At 49.6% G+C, this 17,808-nt stretch carries 16 protein-coding genes and 1 tRNA gene; 10 read left to right on the top strand and 7 right to left on the bottom strand.

Annotation, left to right across the window (positions count from 1 at the left end):
* Nucleotides 1-90: 90 nt before the first annotated feature.
* Nucleotides 91-1,263 carry a hypothetical protein gene (locus ACZ520_RS10730; RefSeq protein WP_464125414.1) on the bottom strand — a complete coding sequence of 391 codons (1,173 nt, stop codon included), beginning with the start codon at nt 1,261-1,263 and terminating at the stop codon, nt 91-93.
* Between the two features lie 29 nt (nt 1,264-1,292).
* Nucleotides 1,293-2,429 carry a carboxylate-amine ligase gene (locus ACZ520_RS10725; RefSeq protein WP_464125412.1) on the bottom strand — a complete coding sequence of 379 codons (1,137 nt, stop codon included), beginning with the start codon at nt 2,427-2,429 and terminating at the stop codon, nt 1,293-1,295.
* A 571-nt stretch (nt 2,430-3,000) separates the two neighbouring features.
* Here ACZ520_RS10725 and ACZ520_RS10720 point away from each other — a divergent pair.
* Nucleotides 3,001-3,083, top strand: a tRNA-Leu gene (locus tag ACZ520_RS10720).
* A 491-nt stretch (nt 3,084-3,574) separates the two neighbouring features.
* A complete protein-coding gene (locus ACZ520_RS10715; protein WP_464125410.1) occupies nt 3,575-4,006 on the top strand; it encodes a hypothetical protein in 432 nt (143 codons plus the stop codon).
* A gap of 99 nt (nt 4,007-4,105) precedes the next feature.
* On the opposite strand, the gene ACZ520_RS10710 is transcribed toward ACZ520_RS10715, so the two are convergent.
* Both ACZ520_RS10710 and ACZ520_RS10705 read right to left on the bottom strand, forming a co-directional pair.
* Entirely contained in the window at nt 4,106-4,543 is a 438-nt protein-coding gene (locus ACZ520_RS10710; protein WP_464125408.1) for a GNAT family N-acetyltransferase, read from the bottom strand.
* The gene (locus tag ACZ520_RS10705; protein ID WP_464125406.1) at nt 4,536-5,132 is read right to left on the bottom strand and encodes a histidine phosphatase family protein; all 597 of its coding nucleotides are present in this window, start codon (nt 5,130-5,132) and stop codon (nt 4,536-4,538) included. The genes ACZ520_RS10710 and ACZ520_RS10705 overlap by 8 nt, the downstream gene beginning before the upstream one ends.
* 124 nt (nt 5,133-5,256) lie before the next feature.
* Here ACZ520_RS10705 and ACZ520_RS10700 point away from each other — a divergent pair, with 124 nt between their 5' ends.
* The gene (locus tag ACZ520_RS10700) at nt 5,257-6,753 is read left to right on the top strand and encodes a MerR family transcriptional regulator (protein WP_464125404.1); all 1,497 of its coding nucleotides are present in this window, start codon (nt 5,257-5,259) and stop codon (nt 6,751-6,753) included.
* 45 nt (nt 6,754-6,798) lie between these two features.
* Here ACZ520_RS10700 and ACZ520_RS10695 read toward each other — a convergent pair whose 3' ends face one another.
* Nucleotides 6,799-8,313, bottom strand: a complete 1,515-nt coding sequence (locus ACZ520_RS10695; protein ID WP_464125402.1) for a DUF1254 domain-containing protein — start codon at nt 8,311-8,313, stop codon at nt 6,799-6,801.
* Between the two features lie 339 nt (nt 8,314-8,652).
* Between ACZ520_RS10695 and ACZ520_RS10690 the strand changes: the two genes are divergently transcribed.
* Together ACZ520_RS10690 and ACZ520_RS10685 are read left to right on the top strand one after the other, a co-directional pair.
* Nucleotides 8,653-8,922: a hypothetical protein gene (locus ACZ520_RS10690; protein WP_157865691.1), complete on the top strand. Its 270-nt coding sequence runs from the start codon at nt 8,653-8,655 to the stop codon at nt 8,920-8,922.
* A gap of 111 nt (nt 8,923-9,033) precedes the next feature.
* A complete protein-coding gene (locus ACZ520_RS10685; RefSeq protein ID WP_232469272.1) occupies nt 9,034-9,723 on the top strand; it encodes a carbonic anhydrase in 690 nt (229 codons plus the stop codon).
* 30 nt (nt 9,724-9,753) lie between these two features.
* Here the strand turns inward: ACZ520_RS10685 and ACZ520_RS10680 are convergent, their stop codons facing one another.
* Entirely contained in the window at nt 9,754-10,473 is a 720-nt protein-coding gene (locus ACZ520_RS10680; protein WP_088565031.1) for a hypothetical protein, read from the bottom strand.
* 196 nt (nt 10,474-10,669) lie between these two features.
* Here ACZ520_RS10680 and ileS point away from each other — a divergent pair, with 196 nt between their 5' ends.
* Together ileS and tsaA are read left to right on the top strand one after the other, a co-directional pair.
* Entirely contained in the window at nt 10,670-13,840 is a 3,171-nt protein-coding gene (gene ileS, locus ACZ520_RS10675) for an isoleucine--tRNA ligase (RefSeq protein ID WP_088565032.1), read from the top strand.
* Nucleotides 13,840-14,589 (top strand): tRNA (N6-threonylcarbamoyladenosine(37)-N6)-methyltransferase TrmO, encoded by a 750-nt coding sequence (gene tsaA / locus ACZ520_RS10670; protein ID WP_464125399.1) that lies wholly within the window; start codon nt 13,840-13,842, stop codon nt 14,587-14,589. The genes ileS and tsaA overlap by 1 nt, the downstream gene beginning before the upstream one ends.
* 25 nt (nt 14,590-14,614) lie before the next feature.
* On the opposite strand, the gene kdsA is transcribed toward tsaA, so the two are convergent.
* A complete protein-coding gene (gene kdsA, locus ACZ520_RS10665; RefSeq protein ID WP_088565034.1) occupies nt 14,615-15,469 on the bottom strand; it encodes a 3-deoxy-8-phosphooctulonate synthase in 855 nt (284 codons plus the stop codon).
* A gap of 120 nt (nt 15,470-15,589) precedes the next feature.
* On the opposite strand from kdsA, the gene gntA reads away from it, so the two are divergent.
* From gntA to ku, 3 genes are all read left to right on the top strand, one after another.
* Complete coding sequence (gntA, locus tag ACZ520_RS10660) at nt 15,590-16,273, top strand: guanitoxin biosynthesis heme-dependent pre-guanitoxin N-hydroxylase GntA (RefSeq protein ID WP_088565035.1); 684 nt, start codon at nt 15,590-15,592, stop codon at nt 16,271-16,273.
* The gene (locus ACZ520_RS10655) at nt 16,264-16,863 is read left to right on the top strand and encodes a DUF1989 domain-containing protein (RefSeq protein WP_464125396.1); all 600 of its coding nucleotides are present in this window, start codon (nt 16,264-16,266) and stop codon (nt 16,861-16,863) included. Before gntA ends, ACZ520_RS10655 begins: the two co-directional genes overlap by 10 nt.
* A gap of 111 nt (nt 16,864-16,974) precedes the next feature.
* On the top strand, nt 16,975-17,805 hold the full coding sequence (gene ku, locus ACZ520_RS10650; RefSeq protein WP_374030420.1) for a non-homologous end joining protein Ku: 831 nt from the start codon (nt 16,975-16,977) through the stop codon (nt 17,803-17,805).
* Nucleotides 17,806-17,808 lie beyond the last annotated feature (3 nt).

Genomic DNA, 17,808 nt, shown 5'->3' with positions numbered 1-17,808 from the left:
AAAGCGGTGCCTGCTTTGCGGTCCTGAGATTTATCCTGGTGGTTTCGGCGGAGGTGGCGGCGTTTCAGTTTGAGACAGCGACCAATTTCGTTATTCAATCACACGATAGTTGTCGGGATTTGAACAGGTGCGACCGAAGCGTTTTTCAAGATGCACGGCTGTCTGGGCAAGACTTGAAACATAGCCCGGGCCTCCATGGCTTTGCCACACTTGCAGCCATTCAGGGAAGCTGTACATCGAGGCCGAAACGTTTCTCAGCACTCGTGAAGCCGCCACGTCGATTTGTGTTTCGTTCAATTGGCGGTTTTGTTCGCGCAATTGTTGTTTCAGACTGTTTTTGTGTTTGTGGAATTCTGCCAGACCCTTTTTGAAATCAAAGTCTTTGGCCTGGACATAGGACAGCGCCTGGGCGCGGTCTTCTTCGGTCAGGCTTCCCAGCAACTGAATGTTGAATTCCTGGCTTTTGCGACGAATGAAATCCACGCGACTGAAAAGATAGTCCTGCAGATTTTTTACGGCCACAGCCCCGCCCGTGTTGTATCCCAGGGTGATCAGAATGCGTTTGATCTGAATATAATCCTGACGGGGATATCCCGCTTCGCGCAGCAGGGCCGGGATGTTGCGTTTGGCGAATTCGTTGTCGACGTATTTTTCATTCAGCTTGTGAAAGATCCCGGCATAAAGCAGGTTTTTCACCGGGTTCGAGTTCTTTGACATCAAAGAGCATTTGCTTTCTTTCAGCAACGGACGCCAGAAGCTGGCGCCCCGGTACTGGGTGCGGGATTTGATCCACTGGCAGGATTTTTTGCGGCTTTTAAAGATCTGCTCCTTGTAGGCAGGCAGAACCTGATCCACATCCGCGATGGCTTTTCCGGTCAGTTGCCCGATGCCGGCGTCCCCATTGGGATTCTGAATCTGCACGTGAAAACCGCTTTCCATCATCAATTTCGGGAACAGCCACTGTGGATCAATCTCCAGACAATCAGTGATGTTTTCAAAAGCCTGACTGAGGGCTTTGATTTCAGAGGTGGTATAGCGTGGGCGCGGCTGACCGGCCTCGGGCTGGCTCTTTTCAGAGGAGCATCTCACAAAGAGACGCGACTTTTCCCCCACAGCAATACGCGGGAACGAGTTTGTCAGGGCGTGGTCCATGCAGGTGTCGAAGTTCTCTGCGGAGGCAAAGAACGGCAACAGGCTGACCACGAATGTGACAAACACCGCTTTTAGAAGCTTTATAAAGGTTTTGGAAAAGAACCCTTGCATGCCGTCTTAACAAAGCAAGGGCTCTGCCATCAGACGACGTCGAGGTCCTTTTCAAAGACGTCGCAAAGTGAGTCGACGACATCTTCAAGTGATCCGGTTTTCTCAAACAGGGCGCGCTGGATTTCATAGGAAGGATGGGTCAGATCCTCTTCCACCAGTTGTTTTAGATATTCTGTGTAGCCCATCTCGGCGGCATCCTCTTTCATCGCGGACAGCAGATCGTTGATGTCCGCGCGAAGATTCTTGGTCATGCCATCATTATCAATCAGCACGTCGCAATCAAGTCCATGGCGGGACGCACGCCATTTGTTTTCGCGCACCATCCAGTCATCGGGCGTCTGACGGCGAATGCCCTGATCCAGACGTTTTTGCAGGTGACGGGCCAGTAGGTGAATGAACGCCACAAGGCGCGTGGTTTTGCGAATTCCCGGAACACCGTCACAGATGCGGATTTCCAGTGTGCCATAGTTCGGGCTGGGACGGATGTCCCACCAGATGTCCTTGAAGCTTCCGATGGATTTGCTGCGGGTTAATTTCTGTACGATGTCTTCAAATTGCGCCCAGTTTTCCACACGGCACGGGGTGCCTCCGGCCGGGTGAGCTTCAAACACCGTGATGCGCGAGGATGCCAGGCCTGTGTCGTGGCCCGTCCAAAAAGGGGAGCTTGCCGACATCGCCAGCACGTGCGGCAGATAGTATAGGAATTCATTCATCATGGCGATGCAGTGATCACCATCTTTCATTCCCAGATGCACATGCAGGCCGTAAATCATCAGACGGCGGGCAATGTGCTGGTTTCTTTCAATCAGATACTCATAGCGATCCGATGGATAAAATATACGATGATGCCATTGAGCGAACGGATGGGTTCCGTTGGTCGCAAGTCTTGCACCGTGCTTTTTACAGATACGCGAAAGCTCGCGGCCAGTTAGCAGCAGTTCATATTCCACTTCCTGCACGTTTTTGCAGATCGGGGTGTCGATTTCCAGCATACTCTGAAAAATTTCAGGTTTCAGATGCGGGCTTTGTAAGGACCATTCTTCCAGGATATCCGGAGATATGGGGTAAAGGTTTCTGGTTAGCGGGTGAATGATTTGAAGCTCAACTTCTACACCCAGCGAGAATAAGTCCGATTTTCCAAAAGGAATGGGTTGAGGCTTAGTCATAAAATCACCTTAGGGAGTTATGACCATCGGGGCAAATTTTAATGATGAAAATGTAGGAATAATATGACTTGGTGCGCTTAAATAGGCCTGAAAATAAAATGGGGGGCCTCATCGGCCCCCCGGACTCGTGTGAAGGGAACCACCAAACCTTCACTGAGTCGCCCAAAATAAATTTTTAGTTTCAGTATCGTCTTTTCCTTGCTTCAACCCGGGCGGGGCTTCGTGCCACCGTTATCCAGAGAGCGTACATCACGACTCCCGAGTAGAAGAGGCAGAACATCGCTACATCTTGTAAGTCTGTCATGTACTCTCCTTCCTTTACTTTTTGCGGCCTTCCTTGGCCTCGGATTCCTGAGGTGCCATCCTAGCGTCCCCTTGTTTCCGTTTGTAAGAGCGTCCGTGCTCTTATTGATATGACAGGGAGGGGTGGGGTTGGGGTTAATCTTTTTTGCTAAATTTGTGGGCAAAAAAAGGTCTAGTTACTGGCCGGGGCCCAATGGGCATCCTATTGACTCTGAGGGGTCAAAATGGTTAATTAGTTGTTCCCTCTATCAGAATTTCTTATAGGTGCGCGCGGATGGTGGAATTGGTAGACACGTACGTTTGAGGGGCGTATGCGCAAGCGTGAGGGTTCAAGTCCCTCTCCGCGCACCACTCTTTGGGGCTCTTGCCCTCCTTGGCTTCGGACAGTCCTCGCTCTTTTCTTTATTTTACTAGTTTAGGTCGCTTTTGGGTTCGTCGGCGTCTTTGGGTGTTTTATTTTACTGCAAAGGCCTGCGGAACTTGCCAATGAGGGCAAGAGCCCCAAAGAGCGCTGCGCGCAGAGGGCCGTTCACTGCGTGGGTGGGGCAAGGGTTGGTGGGTTATTTGGGGTGTTGCCAGTCGATATCATTCCATTAATTGTCACCTAGGGAGAAAGTAATATACACCCTTGTTTAAGTGGTTGATTTTCCGTTCTAATCCAACCCCATCCAATCAAAATGAGCGCCGTGCGCCTGGGGTGTAAGTTCTTAAATCAAAATATCCGAAGCATCGCAGTGGCATGATTATCGCAACATGAGGCACATATAATAGCTGTGCCAAATGTATTCAAAGGGATCCTCCCTCAACATTTGGAGCGGTATCAAGCATGTATAGGATTTTTTATGATCAAATTATTTGCGTTACTAGGTCTATTTTCATCCCTCTTTTCAGCAACAGTTTTTGCTGAAGAACGCCAGACCGTTGACAACCAAGGGTACGAAGCCTTTCACATTGAAGGGTTAGAAAAACTTGCTGAAGGCAGTTCGGGAGTTATCAGAACACAAACACATTCATTCTACCAATTGAGTTCAGGCAATCTCTGTTACGCGACGGACGATTCGAAACTTTGTTATGAGCTCAGTTGTCCGACTCAAGGCATTGATAACAAATTGGGTATTGTGTGCCAGGCTAAGATGAATAGCCAATTTCTTATTATCTTCCATGATGAACCGAGAAATATGAAGAACGGTTTCGAGACGACCGTAAAAACAGTTACCGGAATCCGTAGTTTGGATAAAAAATTTAGCGTTAAAATCGAAAGAGCACAACCATAGTATTGAAGGCCGAAGCCCCTAATTAACCAAGAAAAGAAGCCTGCCAAGAAATTCGCGGGCTTCTTGCATTTTGGGGCATGGTGGGGCTGCGCTGGTTTTTTAATCTCTGCGCATGAACATGAATTTGTCGTCGGTGTTTTTGCGGTAGGTTTGAATGCGGTCTTGTAAGAAGCCTGGGGTTTCTTCTTCCTTGATTATTTTGAAGCCTATCATGCCATAGAAATTTTCCAGGTGGTCGTAGGGGATGCAGTAGGTGGGGTGGTGATTGTTTTCATCCAGGTACTGCGCAAATCTTTCCAGGATCTTGGCGCCGATTTTTTGCGAGCGCAGCGGGGCGTGGACGATCATGCTTCTTAATAGCGGGGTGTTTTCTTCGATGCAGAAGCGGCAGATGCCTACGATGGTGTTTTCGATAAAGGCGGCGAAGAACAAATCGGTATCGCGCGCGCGATGAGTTTTGCCTTCTTGTGCGTAGAAGGCGTCAACAATGGATGCCGCTTCAGATCCTGGGATGAGTTTAATGTAAACGTTAGACATAGGTGCGTAGTTTCAACGGGAGGTGTCCCGTATCTGAGAAGCCTAGCAGGATGATGTTGCCGTTTTTGGATACCCGGATGGTTGTCAGCGACGTGTGGCTTACGTCCATCTTGAGCCATTTTTCTTCGGAGATGTCCAGGGCCTTGCACACCCAGTAGCGTATGACGTTTCCATGGGCCACGACGACTTCAACGTTTTGTCCTCTTACCGGAGCTTTAAACAATTCATTAAAGGCTGAGTCCGCTTGCTTGCGAGCGAGTTTGGTTTTGGCAAAATGGTCCTTTATTTGCGCTGGGGTTTTGCCAGTTGTGACGAAATTGTTAAATGCGACCGTTCCGGGCAGCAGTCCTTCGCGAAAAACATCGTTTGCGCGAGCTTTAAGACCCAACTCCTGACCGATGATCGCGGCGGTTTCGATAGCTCGTGGCATTGTGCTGCAATGAAGTTTTGAGGGTTTTAACCCGCGCAGGGCCTTGGCTGTCTGTTTGGCCTGTTTGCGGCCAAGGGCTGTGAGCTCTTCAGGATTTGATGAGTACTGCCCGTGACGAACAAATATAACTGTGCGAAAGACCTTTGGTTCAAACTCCATGTGAAGATTAGAAGGTGAAATCTGCCTCCGATCAAGCGCGCGGCGCGTCTGGATTAAGGTTCGCCTCTTTTTTTCCACTTTACTCTGCCCCAGGGGCGGACTTGAGCCTTAGTATCAGAGGTTCATGATGAAGAACTGGCTTACTATCGGTGAATTTGGCGAACGTACGGGGCTTTCGATCAAGGCCTTGCGTATCTACGAGGAGCGGGGGATTTTGAATCCTCACACCCGCAGTGAAAGCCGTTACCGCGTTTATACCGCTGAGCAGGTCTTGGTGGCAGAGCGCATTGTGCATTACAAGCAACTTGGTTTCTCGCTGGAGCAAATCAAGGCGTTGTTGCGCGAAACGAACGGGCAATCCCTGCAGGAACTTTTAGAGGCGCGTCTTTGTGAAAGTCGCAAGAACGTTTCGCTGATGCAGCAGCAGATAAAAAACCTGGAATCCATTTTGACCTCTTTAAAACAGGACAAGGAATTGTCTGAAACCGAGAGGAGTCAGGTTATGGAAAACATCATTGAAATCAGCGAAAACAATCTTAAGCGCAAAGGTATCATAGATGAGCGTGCGTTTTTGCAGGTGCGGGAGGAAATCGCACTTTATTCCAGTGAAAAGAAACAGGTCGTTGCCGGAATTCGCGAGATCATCGACTACGCGAAAAAAGAGAATATTCTTTTAGGGCCGGGGCGGGGGAACTCTGCGGGCAGTCTGGTCTTGTTTGGTGAGGGGTATTCCAAGCGCAATCCGATGGATTACGGCTTGCTGCCGGAGCTGTTCAGTGCTTCCAAGTTTATCTGGCTGGATGTTGAGTACTCCCGTCACCAGGAAATCGGTCGGATGTGTGATGAACTTTCACAGAAAACCGGTGTTGAGGTCATTGCCTTCCGCAGTCCTCTTCTGGATATTTTCAAATCTCTGGAGCAAAAAATCGGAAAAGTGGAGTTCAATTCCTTTTCTGACTTTGATCCGATGATTTTGCATGCACCCAAAAACGGCACACGAGGTCTGTTCTGGCTTGATTGGAGCCCCCATTTCCATGCCCACCAAAACTCCACTCAGGAATGGAAAGAAAAATCGCGGTGGAAAAATGATGAGCTAGAGACCTTCTTTAAGGCGAATGTCTTTAAGGGTCCGATGGATTACATGGTGCAGGACTGTTTGATGTCGCTAGGAATGCGCGAAGAGTTTTTTGCGTATCCGCGACGAACCATTGCGGACTGTCCTGAATCACTGCCTGAACTTAAAGACACCAAGGGGTTGCTGATCTTCCGGGAAGACTGGTTGAAAATTCTTTCCAGAACGGCTGCTGTTTCAATTCTGGAAGCAAATAGGATTCAAAGAGCCATCGCGAATGATGAACAGGCGCCTGAGTTGGAGATTCTGGAGCAGGTGACGGATTCTGAGATTCGTGAGCGTCTGCGTTCCAGTTGCAGGTCCGTGTATTCAAAAGCTCACTCTGTGAACGGTTGGCTGCAGTACAAACAGACGGCGATCTTAAAAGGTCTGTGGCCGAAAGAATATCTTGGAGCAATAGATGAGTGGGAACAGAAGCACGGTCTTGTCTGGTTTGAGTTTGGCTATAAGCCCGGCCCGAATGAGTTTTACTTAAAGGCCAATTCGTAGAGGTGCTTCGTGGTCAAGGGCCCCGTTAGAGGGGCCCTTTTGGTTTTATTGATTCATCCCGATTTTGCCCGGGCTTTTTGGGAAGGTTGTGGGTTCAAAATCGCCGGGTCTCCAGGAACCGTCGAAGGTGGGTTCGGTCGGGCCATAGATTCGGAAGTAGGTGAACCAGCCGCGGCCGGGCACTGTTTGAATCCAGAAGTTTTCTTTGCCAGCCGGGGCTGTCGGGCCAAAGTACAAAGTCACTTCCTTGGTATCTTGAGGGATGTCTTTTAATTCGAACAAAGATCTTAAGGCCGCCCGGTTTTGAGGTGCTTGCACCTGGCTGCGTGTTTTCGCATCGTAGGCTGTGACGGACCAGAAAAGTTTGCCAGGGACAGGATATGGGACTTTCAACTGATAGGACTTGCCACCATCAAGATACTGACCTTTGCTGTCGCGAAGACCCAGCCAGTACAGGGATCCAGCGCCGGGCTTGCGACTGAACATGGCAGGTGAAGCCACGATGGCTTGAGCAAACCATCTATCGCGGGCAATCATGTCAATACCTGACTGGGTCATGAAGTCTCCGTTGTCAGAGACATAACTGGCCCATTCCCATTTGCGGTCTTTCCAAGTGATACGTTCAGGACGTTTATCGCCAAACGTGGTGACGATCATCTGGGCGTGGCCGTCCTTGGCGGCTCTTTCCAGAATTGTTTTCATGCGGGCATTCGGTTTGAATTCTTTGCCTTTGGCTATGCCCAGATTTTCCAGGATTCCATACATTGCGATCTGTTCTGGATTCAAAGGCTCTTCGTTGATCACCTTGTGCAATGCTGTCCAGTATTTCATATTATCTTCCCATGACAGCGATGAGATATCCATTTTACGGTCTGTTACATCAAACATCTTCACCGACTTGTCGGGACTGTTCAGTGCATGGATTTTCACCCTTTGCATTTCAGCCATGGCTTTTTTTAGGTCTCCATCGATAGGCAAAGAACGAATAGCCACCAGAATTTTGTTGGTGGCGGATCGTCCGACCTGATAGCCATCGGGTATTTTACCCGTGTAGTTCGGCGGAAGAATCAGGTGCTTGCCGCCTTTTCCTTTGTTAGGCCCCGGCAATCCGAAATCCAGAATCCATTTTTGATTGTGATCATCCACCAGGCCCACAAAATTTCCGGCAGGTACATCCACAACGATCGGACCTTCCGATAAATCCATATTGGCGCCACCATAGGGAGTGTCTGAGTTCAGTGTCAGTCCTACGTGGTGGGGTTGGGCTGCCACAATGAACATGCTTTGGTTGTCTTTGGCTCCGAGAGCTCGGGCCCCTTGGAAAATTCCTTCCAGTGAAACTGTGGGATACCAAAAGCGATAGGCAATCAAGGCGCGCTGATAGTCCTGATCATCCAAAACAGATTGCACTGACTTTTCTACAGGGAATCCATTGGGTTGAATGGTGGCTTTGGTTCTTGTGTCTTTGGCCCATCCGGCCGACACAGACAATAACAGGCACGATAGTGCTAACGTATGCTTCAGCATGGTGACTCCAATCAAAAGATAGTTTGTGTTCATTTTATGCTTGAAAGTTGGGCTTGCATTGAATTCTGCCTTAAACTGCACAAATGCAACAAAAACCCTCTGAGGGGACTTTGGCTGCTGTTGGGAGGCAGACAAAGTCCGTAAATGAGACTGGCCCTAGTTCTGGAAGCAGCGATTTACAGCTTTCACACGTTGTGGTAAGCTCACCGAATGTTTGTAATTAGTTTTTCTGTCTCAGAGTAGTTTTGCGAAGAAAGGCTTGAGCTGGGCTCGCCTTTCTTCCGCTTCTTGTTCAAATCGGAAAAAATTATGGATGGAGTTCTGCTTCTTTAATTTGAAGCAGGGCGGTTGCTTTTGTTTTATGGGAATCAGATGAATATGAAAAAAGAAGAAGTGCTAACGACAGAATCCAGCAAGGTCGAAAACTGGGAGCGCTGGTGGCATGCATTGTCTATTTCTGACACCTTGTTGTCCCGGGCGGAAGAGGACCCTTCGATGAAGGAAATCTGCAACTATCTGGAGAGCATCGAAGTCGTGTTCGAAGACGCCTGTGATCCGGCTGATGACTTTAAGGCTTATGCCATCCGGTCGCTCTGTCAGGCGGTGCGACGGACCCTAAAAAATAAGCAGGAGTCGACGTGATTTCGAGCACTTGGACGCATGCGACGCAACTGGTTAGGTGGGCCGGGTTTTCTTTGATGTAGAATGTATAAAATTCTTTTCGCCTGTCCAATCCGGTGGTACAGAAATCCCATGGCTTTACAGGAACGCACTCTTAAAAAAGAAATTCTGAAGATGGTTGTTGGTTTTCATCGCTTTCAGCAGCGATTCTTTAACAATCAGGATTCTCACCTGTACGAACACCTTTCCAGCATCGGTCAAAGTCCCAAGACGCTGATGATCGCCTGCAGTGACTCTCGTGTCGATCCGGCTATTTTGTTCTCGTCCTCGCCGGGTGAAATGTTTGTGGTTCGCAACGTTGCTAACCTGGTGCCTCCGTTTGAATCCAATATGGGTTTCCACGGGGTCAGTGCCGCGATCGAATTTGCCGTGGCCAATTTGAAAGTCGAAAACATTGTGGTTCTTGGGCACCGTCAATGTGGTGGTATCCGCTCTCTGTTCCAGCCTGAAAATGTCCTTAAGGGCGGCTTTGTGGCGCAGTGGATGACCATCGCGGAAACGGCGAAGCTGAAGGTTCTTGAGAAAGATCCACATGGGGATCTGGATACCCACTGCCGTGATTGTGAAAAAGAATCCATCGTGACTTCTTTGCAGAATCTACGTTCGTTCCCGTTCATCCAGGATGCGATCAAAAACCGCGGACTGGAACTTTTCGGGGTTTACTTCGACCTGGAAAACGGTCACCTGTGGAACTACAACGACGCCACTCACGTGTTTGATGAAGTCACCCTGAACGGTCTTCGTGCCACGAATTTGCCTTAAAATTTCAAAAGAAAATCAGAAGGCTTCACGCTAGTAGTGAAGCTCGCCACCCGGGAACTTGATCACGCGCTCGTTCCCCGGAGCCACTAGGTGCGCCCACAGTGGAAGCTTTTGGCGCTCTGGCGCCGCCAGCGTGTAGATACGCTTGGTTCTGACTTCGCGCAGTTTCAGCGTGTATTTGAAGGCCAGAGTGAAGGGGATGTATTCTTTGCTGATGGCGACGACCTCAAACCTGTTGTAGGCCGCAATCGTTTTGCCATTAAGAATCACCGATGCAGAATTCACCACATGATCCCGCACGGCCGCGCGTCCGGTTTGCAAGGTGGGGCTTCTGTAAAGCTGGTCCGGGATCATATTGAAATTGCCTATCACCGATTCAGGATCCGCCTTGGCTCCTACAAAGTAAGTGACCCCGGTGGGCTGAAGGTTTTTACCCAGTTCAACCAAAGACAGTGTGTAAACGGTGTCGACTTTCTTGTGGTCTTTCAGGCCATAGGAATCAAAAGAGTGAACGTAACTGACGCGATACAGGCGGCCTTTGCGGATGGGCGACTGGCCGTATTCGGTCAGGGTCATCGCAACGGTTTTTTCCGGGGGCTGCAGCAGTTCAGGTTGAGTGACCACCTCGGACAGGTCGGCAGTGGCCTGTAAAAGCAGGCGGGGGCGCAGGTCGCCATAGGTGGCCTGCTCGGCTTTACCGAAAGCCGCCGTGGAAATCAGAATAAGGGTCAGAAAAACCAGCTTGGTCATCGGGCTTTAACTAGCAGAATCCGTTCCATGGCCAGATTCAAATAATGCAGTCCCAGGGAAGAGGGCCCTGTTCACTCTCTAAACAAGCTCCGGGAAGTGTCATTTTCTGACGCATTGCCAAAACAGCAATCTGGTCCCGGAAAGCGGGCTTCTAGACGTGCAAGTTCTGGGAAAACCTGATAGTTATTAAGGACCTATGACAAATGCAAACACTCGTTCGACACCGTATTCAGCCGTAAAACCAGATGTGAATCTTGCCAAGCAAGAAGAGACCATTTTGGACTTCTGGGATCAGGAGAAAATTTTTGCTCAATCATTGAATCCTGAAGGCAAAAAAACTTACAGCTTCTATGACGGTCCTCCGTTTGCAACCGGTCTTCCGCACTATGGTCACTTGCTGGCGGGTGTTTTGAAAGATGTTGTTCCTCGTTACTGGACGATGAAAGGCTACACAGTGCCTCGTCGTTTCGGTTGGGACTGTCACGGTCTTCCGGTCGAGTATGAAATCAACAAGACTCATAAAATTGAAAGCCGCAAAGACGTTTTCAAAATGGGTGTTGCCAATTACAACGACGCTTGTCGTTCGATTGTTAAACGTTATTCCACTGAATGGAAAACCACGGTTCGCCGTGTGGGGCGCTGGGTGGATATGGAAAATCCTTACTTCACCATGGACGTGTCTTTCATGCAGTCCGTGTGGTGGGTGTTCCAGCAGTTGTTTGAAAAAGGTTTGATTTATGAAGGCTACAAAGTCGTTCCTTACTCTGTAGGGATCTCTACTTCGCTTTCAAACTTTGAAGCCAATCAGAACTACAAAATGGTTCAGGATCCTGCGATCACCGTGATGTTCAAACTGGTGAATCAGCCGGACACAGCGATCATGGCATGGACGACGACTCCTTGGACCTTGCCTTCCAACCTGGCGTTGGCTGTGGGAAATGATATCGAATACGTCAAGGTTCAGGAAAAAGCCACGGGCCGCAAGCTGATCATGGCGCAGGCTTTGCTTTCTTCCGTCTTCAAGAAAGCGGACGAGGAAGTGGAAGTTCTTCAGATGATGAAGGGCACAGAGCTTGTGGGTCTGACTTACGAGCCTCTTTTCCCATACTTCGGCGATCGTGCTGACAAGGGTGCTTTCCGTATTATCTCTTCGGATCACGTGACCACGGAAAGTGGTACCGGTGTGGTGCACATGGCGCCTGCATTCGGTGAAGAGGATTACTATGCTTGTGCGAAAGCCGGCATCCCGATGGTCAATCCAGTGGATGACGATGGTATGTTTACTGCGGAAGTTCCTGATTACGCAGGAAAACGCGTGAAAGAAGCTGATAAAGATATCATCGCGGATCTTAAAAAACGCGGGAACCTGTTTAAGCAAGACACTATTCAGCATAGTTACCCGTTCTGTTATCGTTCCGACACACCGCTGATTTATCGTGCGGTGTCTTCTTGGTTTGTGGCTGTTGAAAAAATCAAAGAAGAGCTGATTGCAAACAACAAACAAACCTCCTGGGTTCCGGATCACCTGCGTGATGGCCGCTTCGGAAACTGGCTGGAAGGCGCTCGTGACTGGGCGATTTCACGCAATCGTTTCTGGGGGACACCACTGCCAATCTGGCGAAATGCCGAAGGCGAAGTGATTTGTGTTGGTTCCCGCGCGGAGCTTGAAAAACTCTCCGGGCAGAAGGTCGACGATTTGCACATTGAATTTGTGGATAAAATCACCATCCCATCACCAACTGGCAAATCGCCGTTGAAGCGTGTGGACGGCGTATTGGATTGCTGGTTTGAATCCGGCTCCATGCCTTATGCACAATGGGGTTATCCTGAAACGTCTGTGGAAGATTTCAAAAAAGCCTTCCCGGCAGATTTCATCGCAGAAGGTCTGGATCAGACGCGCGGTTGGTTCTACACGCTTTCCATCATCGGAACGGCGTTGTTCAATCAGGCTCCATTCAAAAACGTGGTGGTGAACGGTTTGGTTCTGGCTGAAGACGGTCGCAAGATGTCCAAGTCGTTGAAAAACTATCCGGATCCAATGGAAGTTCTGAATCAGCACGGTGCGGATGCTTTGCGTTTGTACTTGATTGATTCTCCGGTGGTGAAAGCTCAGGAGTTGAAGTTCTCTGAAAAAGGCGTTTACGATATCGTTCGTAAGATTTTGTTAAGATGGTGGAATTCTTATTCCTTCTTTGCGAACTATGCCAATATCGATGGCTTTGTTCCAAAAGGCGATGCGAAGAAGTCACCGAACATTCTGGACCAGTGGGTTTTGTCCCGTCTGAACGGTCTGATTGCAAACACGCACAAAGAAATGGACGCCTATCGTCTGTACAACGTTGTGCCTCACTTGCTTCAGTTCATTGAAGACCTGACGAACACCTACATCCGCTTCAACCGCAGCTTGTTCTGGCAAGACGGCATGCCGGAAACCAAACGCTATGCTTACGAGACTTTACACGAGGTTCTGGTGACCTTGTCACGTCTGATGGCTCCGTTTGCTCCGTTCATGTCAGAGGTGACTTACAAGAATCTGGCGCAGGTTCTGAAAGACAAGAAAGACTCTGTTCATTTGGAATCCTTCCCGACGGCAGATCTTTCCATGCTTCGTCCTGAGCTGGAAGAAGCCGTAAAAGCCATGGACACATTGGTGACCCTGGGGCGCAATCACCGTGAAAAAATCGGCGTGAAAGCAAAAATCCCGCTGAATGAAATCAAGATCATCCACAGAAGTGCAGAGCTTCTGGAAACTTTGAAAAAGTTCGAACCGTTCTTCGTGGACGAACTGAACTTCCGCAAAGTTGTCTATAACCCGAATGAAGATCAATTCGTTCAGGTGTCTGCCAAGGCGAACTTCCCGGTGTTGGGTAAACGTCTGGGGCCTAAGATGAAAGCTGTGGGCGCAGGTATCATGTCCCTGTCCCTGGAAAACATCCTGAAGCTTGAAGGCGGTGGTACTGTGGTCATCGAAGGTGAGGAAATCAGTCTGTCTGATGTGGAGATCCGTCGTGCACCTAAAGGTGACAACGCGAATTTGTCCGTGCATCAGATCGTATCCATTGAGGTGGATCCAACGGTGACTCCAGAGCAGGAGCGTGAAGGTCTGGCTCGAGAGATCATGCGTAAGATCCAGGTGGCCCGTAAAACGGCGGACTTCCAGATGGATGACAAGATCACTTTGGAAATTGCTTGTGACGGTGCTTTGTTGGAGGCATTGAATGCCCACAAGGACATGATCACAGGTGAAACCCTGACGAAGAATCTGAATATTCTGGCGTTGACGGCAGAGCCTAACGGCAAGCACACCGAGACGTCAGACATCGATGGTCAGACGATCAAAATCGGCGTCACCAATCTGCCAAGATAATGAAACAGCTGGGAGAGGTTTTTGAATTTTCGGCAATAGGTGTGGTGAGAACTCCGTTCAAAGACAGATTCGGAGTTCCGCGCCAGCCCGGGCTTGCGGCGCAGGCCAAAGGGGTGATTAAAATCAACCCCGATCCGGATTTGAAAACCGCTCTGCGTTCGCTGGAAGAATTCACTCATATCTGGATTGTCTTTGTCTTTCATGATCATGGTGGCAAGGGCTGGAAACCCGGCATTCGTCCGCCACGATTGGGTGGCAACCGCAAAGTCGGTGTTCTGGCTTCGCGTTCTCCGCACCGCCCGAATCCCATCGGGCTTTCTGCAGTCTTAGTTGAAAAAATTGATTTTGATGCCGAAGGTGGCCCTGAGATTCACATCGGTGGTGTGGATCTGGTCGACGGCACTCCTGTGCTGGATATCAAACCCTACATCGCTTATGCGGATTCAATTCCCCAGGCCAGTGCAGGGTGGGCGTCTGCACCTATTCCTCGTTATCCGGTTATTTTTTCGGATGAAGCTGAAAATGAAATTCTAAAACGTGATCCTCAAGGGAAGCAGAACCTGCGTGCCCTGATCGTGGATGTGATGGAGCTTGATCCTCGTCCCGCGTTCCAAAAACGTCAGAACCCGGTGACCGACTCGGCATCGTGGGGACAGCGGTATGGCATTGATGTTCTGGGAAATGATGTGAAGTATGAACTTCGCGAGTCGGGGCTTTATGTCTACGACGTTCAGGATCTGAAAAAGTAAAAGCCCCAGTGATGGGGCTTTTTTTTTAGTTTTCGGTGTTTAGTTCTGGGAAGGATTTTACCAGATCGTCCAGAGCTTTCATTTGCTGCAGGAATGGCTCTACTTTAGAAAGAGGCAACGCCGACGGTCCGTCGCAAAGGGCTTTGTCTGGATTTGGATGGCTTTCGATGAAAAGACCTGCAAGGCCTACGGCAAGACCCGCGCGGGACAATTCTGCCACCTGGCCACGGCGGCCACCAGACGCTGCACCAAATGGATCACGGCACTGCAGGGCATGGGTCGCATCCAAAATCACCGGGCTGCCTTTGGAAACTTTCTTCATGATGTTAAAGCCCAAGGTATCCACGACCAGATTGTCGTAACCAAAGTTCGTACCACGATCACACAGAATGATTTTGTCATTACCGCACTCTTCAAATTTATCAACGATGTTACCCATCTGTCCTGGGCTCAGGAACTGCGGTTTCTTCACGTTGATCACGGCGCCAGTGCGGGCCATGGCTTCAACCAGGTCTGTCTGGCGCGCCAAGAAGGCGGGAAGCTGGATCACGTCGACAACTTCCGCCACGGGTTTGGCCTGATGGATTTCGTGAACGTCCGTGATGACTTTCACGCCGAAAGTTTTTTTAAGCTCCGCAAAGATCTTCAAGCCTTCTTCCATGCCCGGTCCACGGTAAGAGTGGATAGAGGATCGGTTGGCTTTGTCGAAAGAGGACTTAAAGACATACGGAATATTAAGTTTGTCGGTGATTTTAACGAAGTGCTCACACACTTGCATGGCCAGATCGCGGGATTCCAGGACATTCAGGCCTGCAAACAAAACAAATGGCTTGTTGTTCGCTACTTCAATATTTCCGATTTTTACGACTTTATTTTGCATGGGTAATACCATAGCACCCTTTATTGGCTTTTGACATCCAATATTCTCTGTCGGAACGGGAGTGCGGAAAGACACGAAGCCCGACCTTGTTAGGGGCTCAACCGACACAGACAATGCCTTATGGAAACCCATCAAATTGAAGCCGACCTTAAATCCCTGATAAATCAACGTCATTACCCCTGCGTGGCCGCTATTCAGGCGCTGCATCACCGGGACTACACTTTTGACGTCTATGAGGACTTCGGCACCGGGGATTCCCGGCATCGCCTTGCGCTGAACCTGATACGATTTAAACACGAGCAGCGGCAAAGTCAGGTGCCTTATCTGAGCTACTTTGCCATCTATCCCAATGACCGGGCCAACACCGAAGAAGAGTTCGAACGAAAGATGTGGCGCGAGCTTTCGGCCCTGTGGGAAGACGAAACTATTGCCGGTAGCTGGGATCCTCAGTTCAGTGACAATCCCGAGGAACAGAATTTCTGTTTCAGTCTGGATGGCAGTGCGTATTTTGTCGTGGGTCTGCATCCCGCGGCCAGTCGCATTTCCAGGCGGCTTCCTTACAATGTTCTGGTGTTTAATCTTTACAGTCAGTTCACCGAGCTGATGAAAAAGGGGACCTACGATGCCATGGTGAAAGTCAACCGTGACCGGGATCGGCGCTTTCAGGGGTCGGTCAACCCGATGGCTGAAACTTACAATGAGTCGTGGGAAAGCATTCAGTTTTCGGGACGTAACAATCCTCCCGATTGGAAATGTCCTTTCACGAAGGGGCTGGGAATTTTGCGGAGCAAGCTGTGGAAGTAAGTCGTCTTTCTCCATTTTGCCGGATTCCCGCCCAGCAAGGGGCAGGATTCCGAATGAGTAAGGGCCAAAAGCTTCGGGTGGTCACCCCAGAGGATATGCAGGTGGCGGACCTTTTTTGCTATGCAGTTTCTGATGTCACCGAAACGTTGTCCAGTGGGCGCTCTATTGATTATAACGACACCATCTATTTGACTCAAGGTCATGATCTTTATTCCAACCGCAGCAATGTGATGTTGTCGGTTCTGCAGGACAGTTGCGGGCGACATGATTTTTTGATGACCCCCTGCAGTTTGCGCATGTTTCAAATCGTTTCGGGAAGCTCCCATTATCATCCCAGTTGTCACGAAAATCTGGTGCGGGCCTTTCAGGAACTGGGGGTCGAGGGTGACACAGTCGGCACCACATTCAATCTTTTTATGAATGTGGCTGTGGATTCTTTGGGCTTGATTTCCATTCAGCCTCCCTTGGCGCGAGCGGGGGACTATATTCTGCTGCAAGCGCAAATGGATCTGCATGTGGGGCTGACCGCGTGCTCTCATCCGGAAACAAATCACTTTCATTGCAAACCCATTCACTATCGGCTGGAGTGATTGTCTTTTCCCACTGGACTGGACGGGCAAAGCGGGGCTTGTTGGCAAAAGGCGGCCTTAAGGCTTTTCAAAATGCCACTGATGGTTTGTCCTTTTTAAAAGGAGAACTTTATGGCGGCAAGTATTTGGAAAGGCTCAATCAGTTTTGGGCTTTTGAATATTCCAGTTAGTCTGCAGAGTGCTCAAAGCGAAAAAGAGGTTCATTTTTCCATGCTGGACAAAAAAGACCTCTCGCGCATCCGCTATCTGAAGGTCAGCGCCAAAACCGGCAAAGAAGTTCCCAGTGACCGTATCGTGAAAGGCTATGAATATCAGTCCGGGCGCTACGTCATCATGACCGAGGCCGAGCTGAAGAAAGCCAATGTCAAAGCCACACAAACCATCGACATCGAGGATTTCGTTTTGTTGGATGAGGTGGATCCGATGTTCTTTGACCGGCCTTATTATCTGGTGCCGCAAAAAGGGGCGGAAAAAGGGTATTACCTGCTGCGGGATGCATTGGAAGGAACCCGCAAGGTCGCCATCGGAAAACTTGTTATCCGGATCAAACAGCATCTGGCCTTGATCATGCCGCGCGGCCCGTACCTGGTGCTGGAGCTTTTGCGTTTTTCCCATGAAGTTAAAAGTGAAAAGCAGGTTCATTTTCTGGCAGCTTCGGCAAAAAAACCGTCTTACAGCCCGAAGGAACTGAAAATGGCCGAAGAGCTTGTGGAAGGCATGACCAGCGAGTGGAAGCCGGAACAATACAAAGACACCTATTATCAGGATGTGATGAAAACCATTCAGCGCAAAGTCAAAGGCGGACAGGGACATCGGGTCAGTGAGGCTAAAGAGGAAAAAATCGCCACAACCGACAACGTCATTGATTTGATGCCGCTGCTGCAAAAAAGTCTGATGGCGAAAAAGAAGACCTCCCGTCGCAAAACCCGGGCAAGGGCTTAAGCT

This window comes from Bdellovibrio sp. BIS2 (assembly GCF_055398295.1).
The sequence above is the reverse complement of the archived record's forward strand: the minus strand, read 5'-3'. Positions and strand labels throughout refer to the sequence as shown.

Coding starts and splice junctions, on each gene's coding strand:
- ACZ520_RS10685 (WP_232469272.1), top strand. CDS start 9,034: ATGGCTTTACAGGAACGCACTCTTAAAAAAGAAATTCTGAAGATGGTT.
- ku (WP_374030420.1), top strand. CDS start 16,975: ATGGCGGCAAGTATTTGGAAAGGCTCAATCAGTTTTGGGCTTTTGAAT.
- ACZ520_RS10680 (WP_088565031.1), bottom strand. CDS start 10,473: ATGACCAAGCTGGTTTTTCTGACCCTTATTCTGATTTCCACGGCGGCT.
- ACZ520_RS10705 (WP_464125406.1), bottom strand. CDS start 5,132: ATGGAGTTTGAACCAAAGGTCTTTCGCACAGTTATATTTGTTCGTCAC.
- kdsA (WP_088565034.1), bottom strand. CDS start 15,469: ATGCAAAATAAAGTCGTAAAAATCGGAAATATTGAAGTAGCGAACAAC.
- ACZ520_RS10715 (WP_464125410.1), top strand. CDS start 3,575: ATGATCAAATTATTTGCGTTACTAGGTCTATTTTCATCCCTCTTTTCA.
- ACZ520_RS10695 (WP_464125402.1), bottom strand. CDS start 8,313: ATGAACACAAACTATCTTTTGATTGGAGTCACCATGCTGAAGCATACG.
- ACZ520_RS10710 (WP_464125408.1), bottom strand. CDS start 4,543: ATGTCTAACGTTTACATTAAACTCATCCCAGGATCTGAAGCGGCATCC.
- tsaA (WP_464125399.1), top strand. CDS start 13,840: ATGAAACAGCTGGGAGAGGTTTTTGAATTTTCGGCAATAGGTGTGGTG.
- ACZ520_RS10700 (WP_464125404.1), top strand. CDS start 5,257: ATGATGAAGAACTGGCTTACTATCGGTGAATTTGGCGAACGTACGGGG.
- ACZ520_RS10725 (WP_464125412.1), bottom strand. CDS start 2,429: ATGACTAAGCCTCAACCCATTCCTTTTGGAAAATCGGACTTATTCTCG.
- ACZ520_RS10730 (WP_464125414.1), bottom strand. CDS start 1,263: ATGCAAGGGTTCTTTTCCAAAACCTTTATAAAGCTTCTAAAAGCGGTG.
- ACZ520_RS10690 (WP_157865691.1), top strand. CDS start 8,653: ATGAATATGAAAAAAGAAGAAGTGCTAACGACAGAATCCAGCAAGGTC.
- ileS (WP_088565032.1), top strand. CDS start 10,670: ATGACAAATGCAAACACTCGTTCGACACCGTATTCAGCCGTAAAACCA.
- gntA (WP_088565035.1), top strand. CDS start 15,590: ATGGAAACCCATCAAATTGAAGCCGACCTTAAATCCCTGATAAATCAA.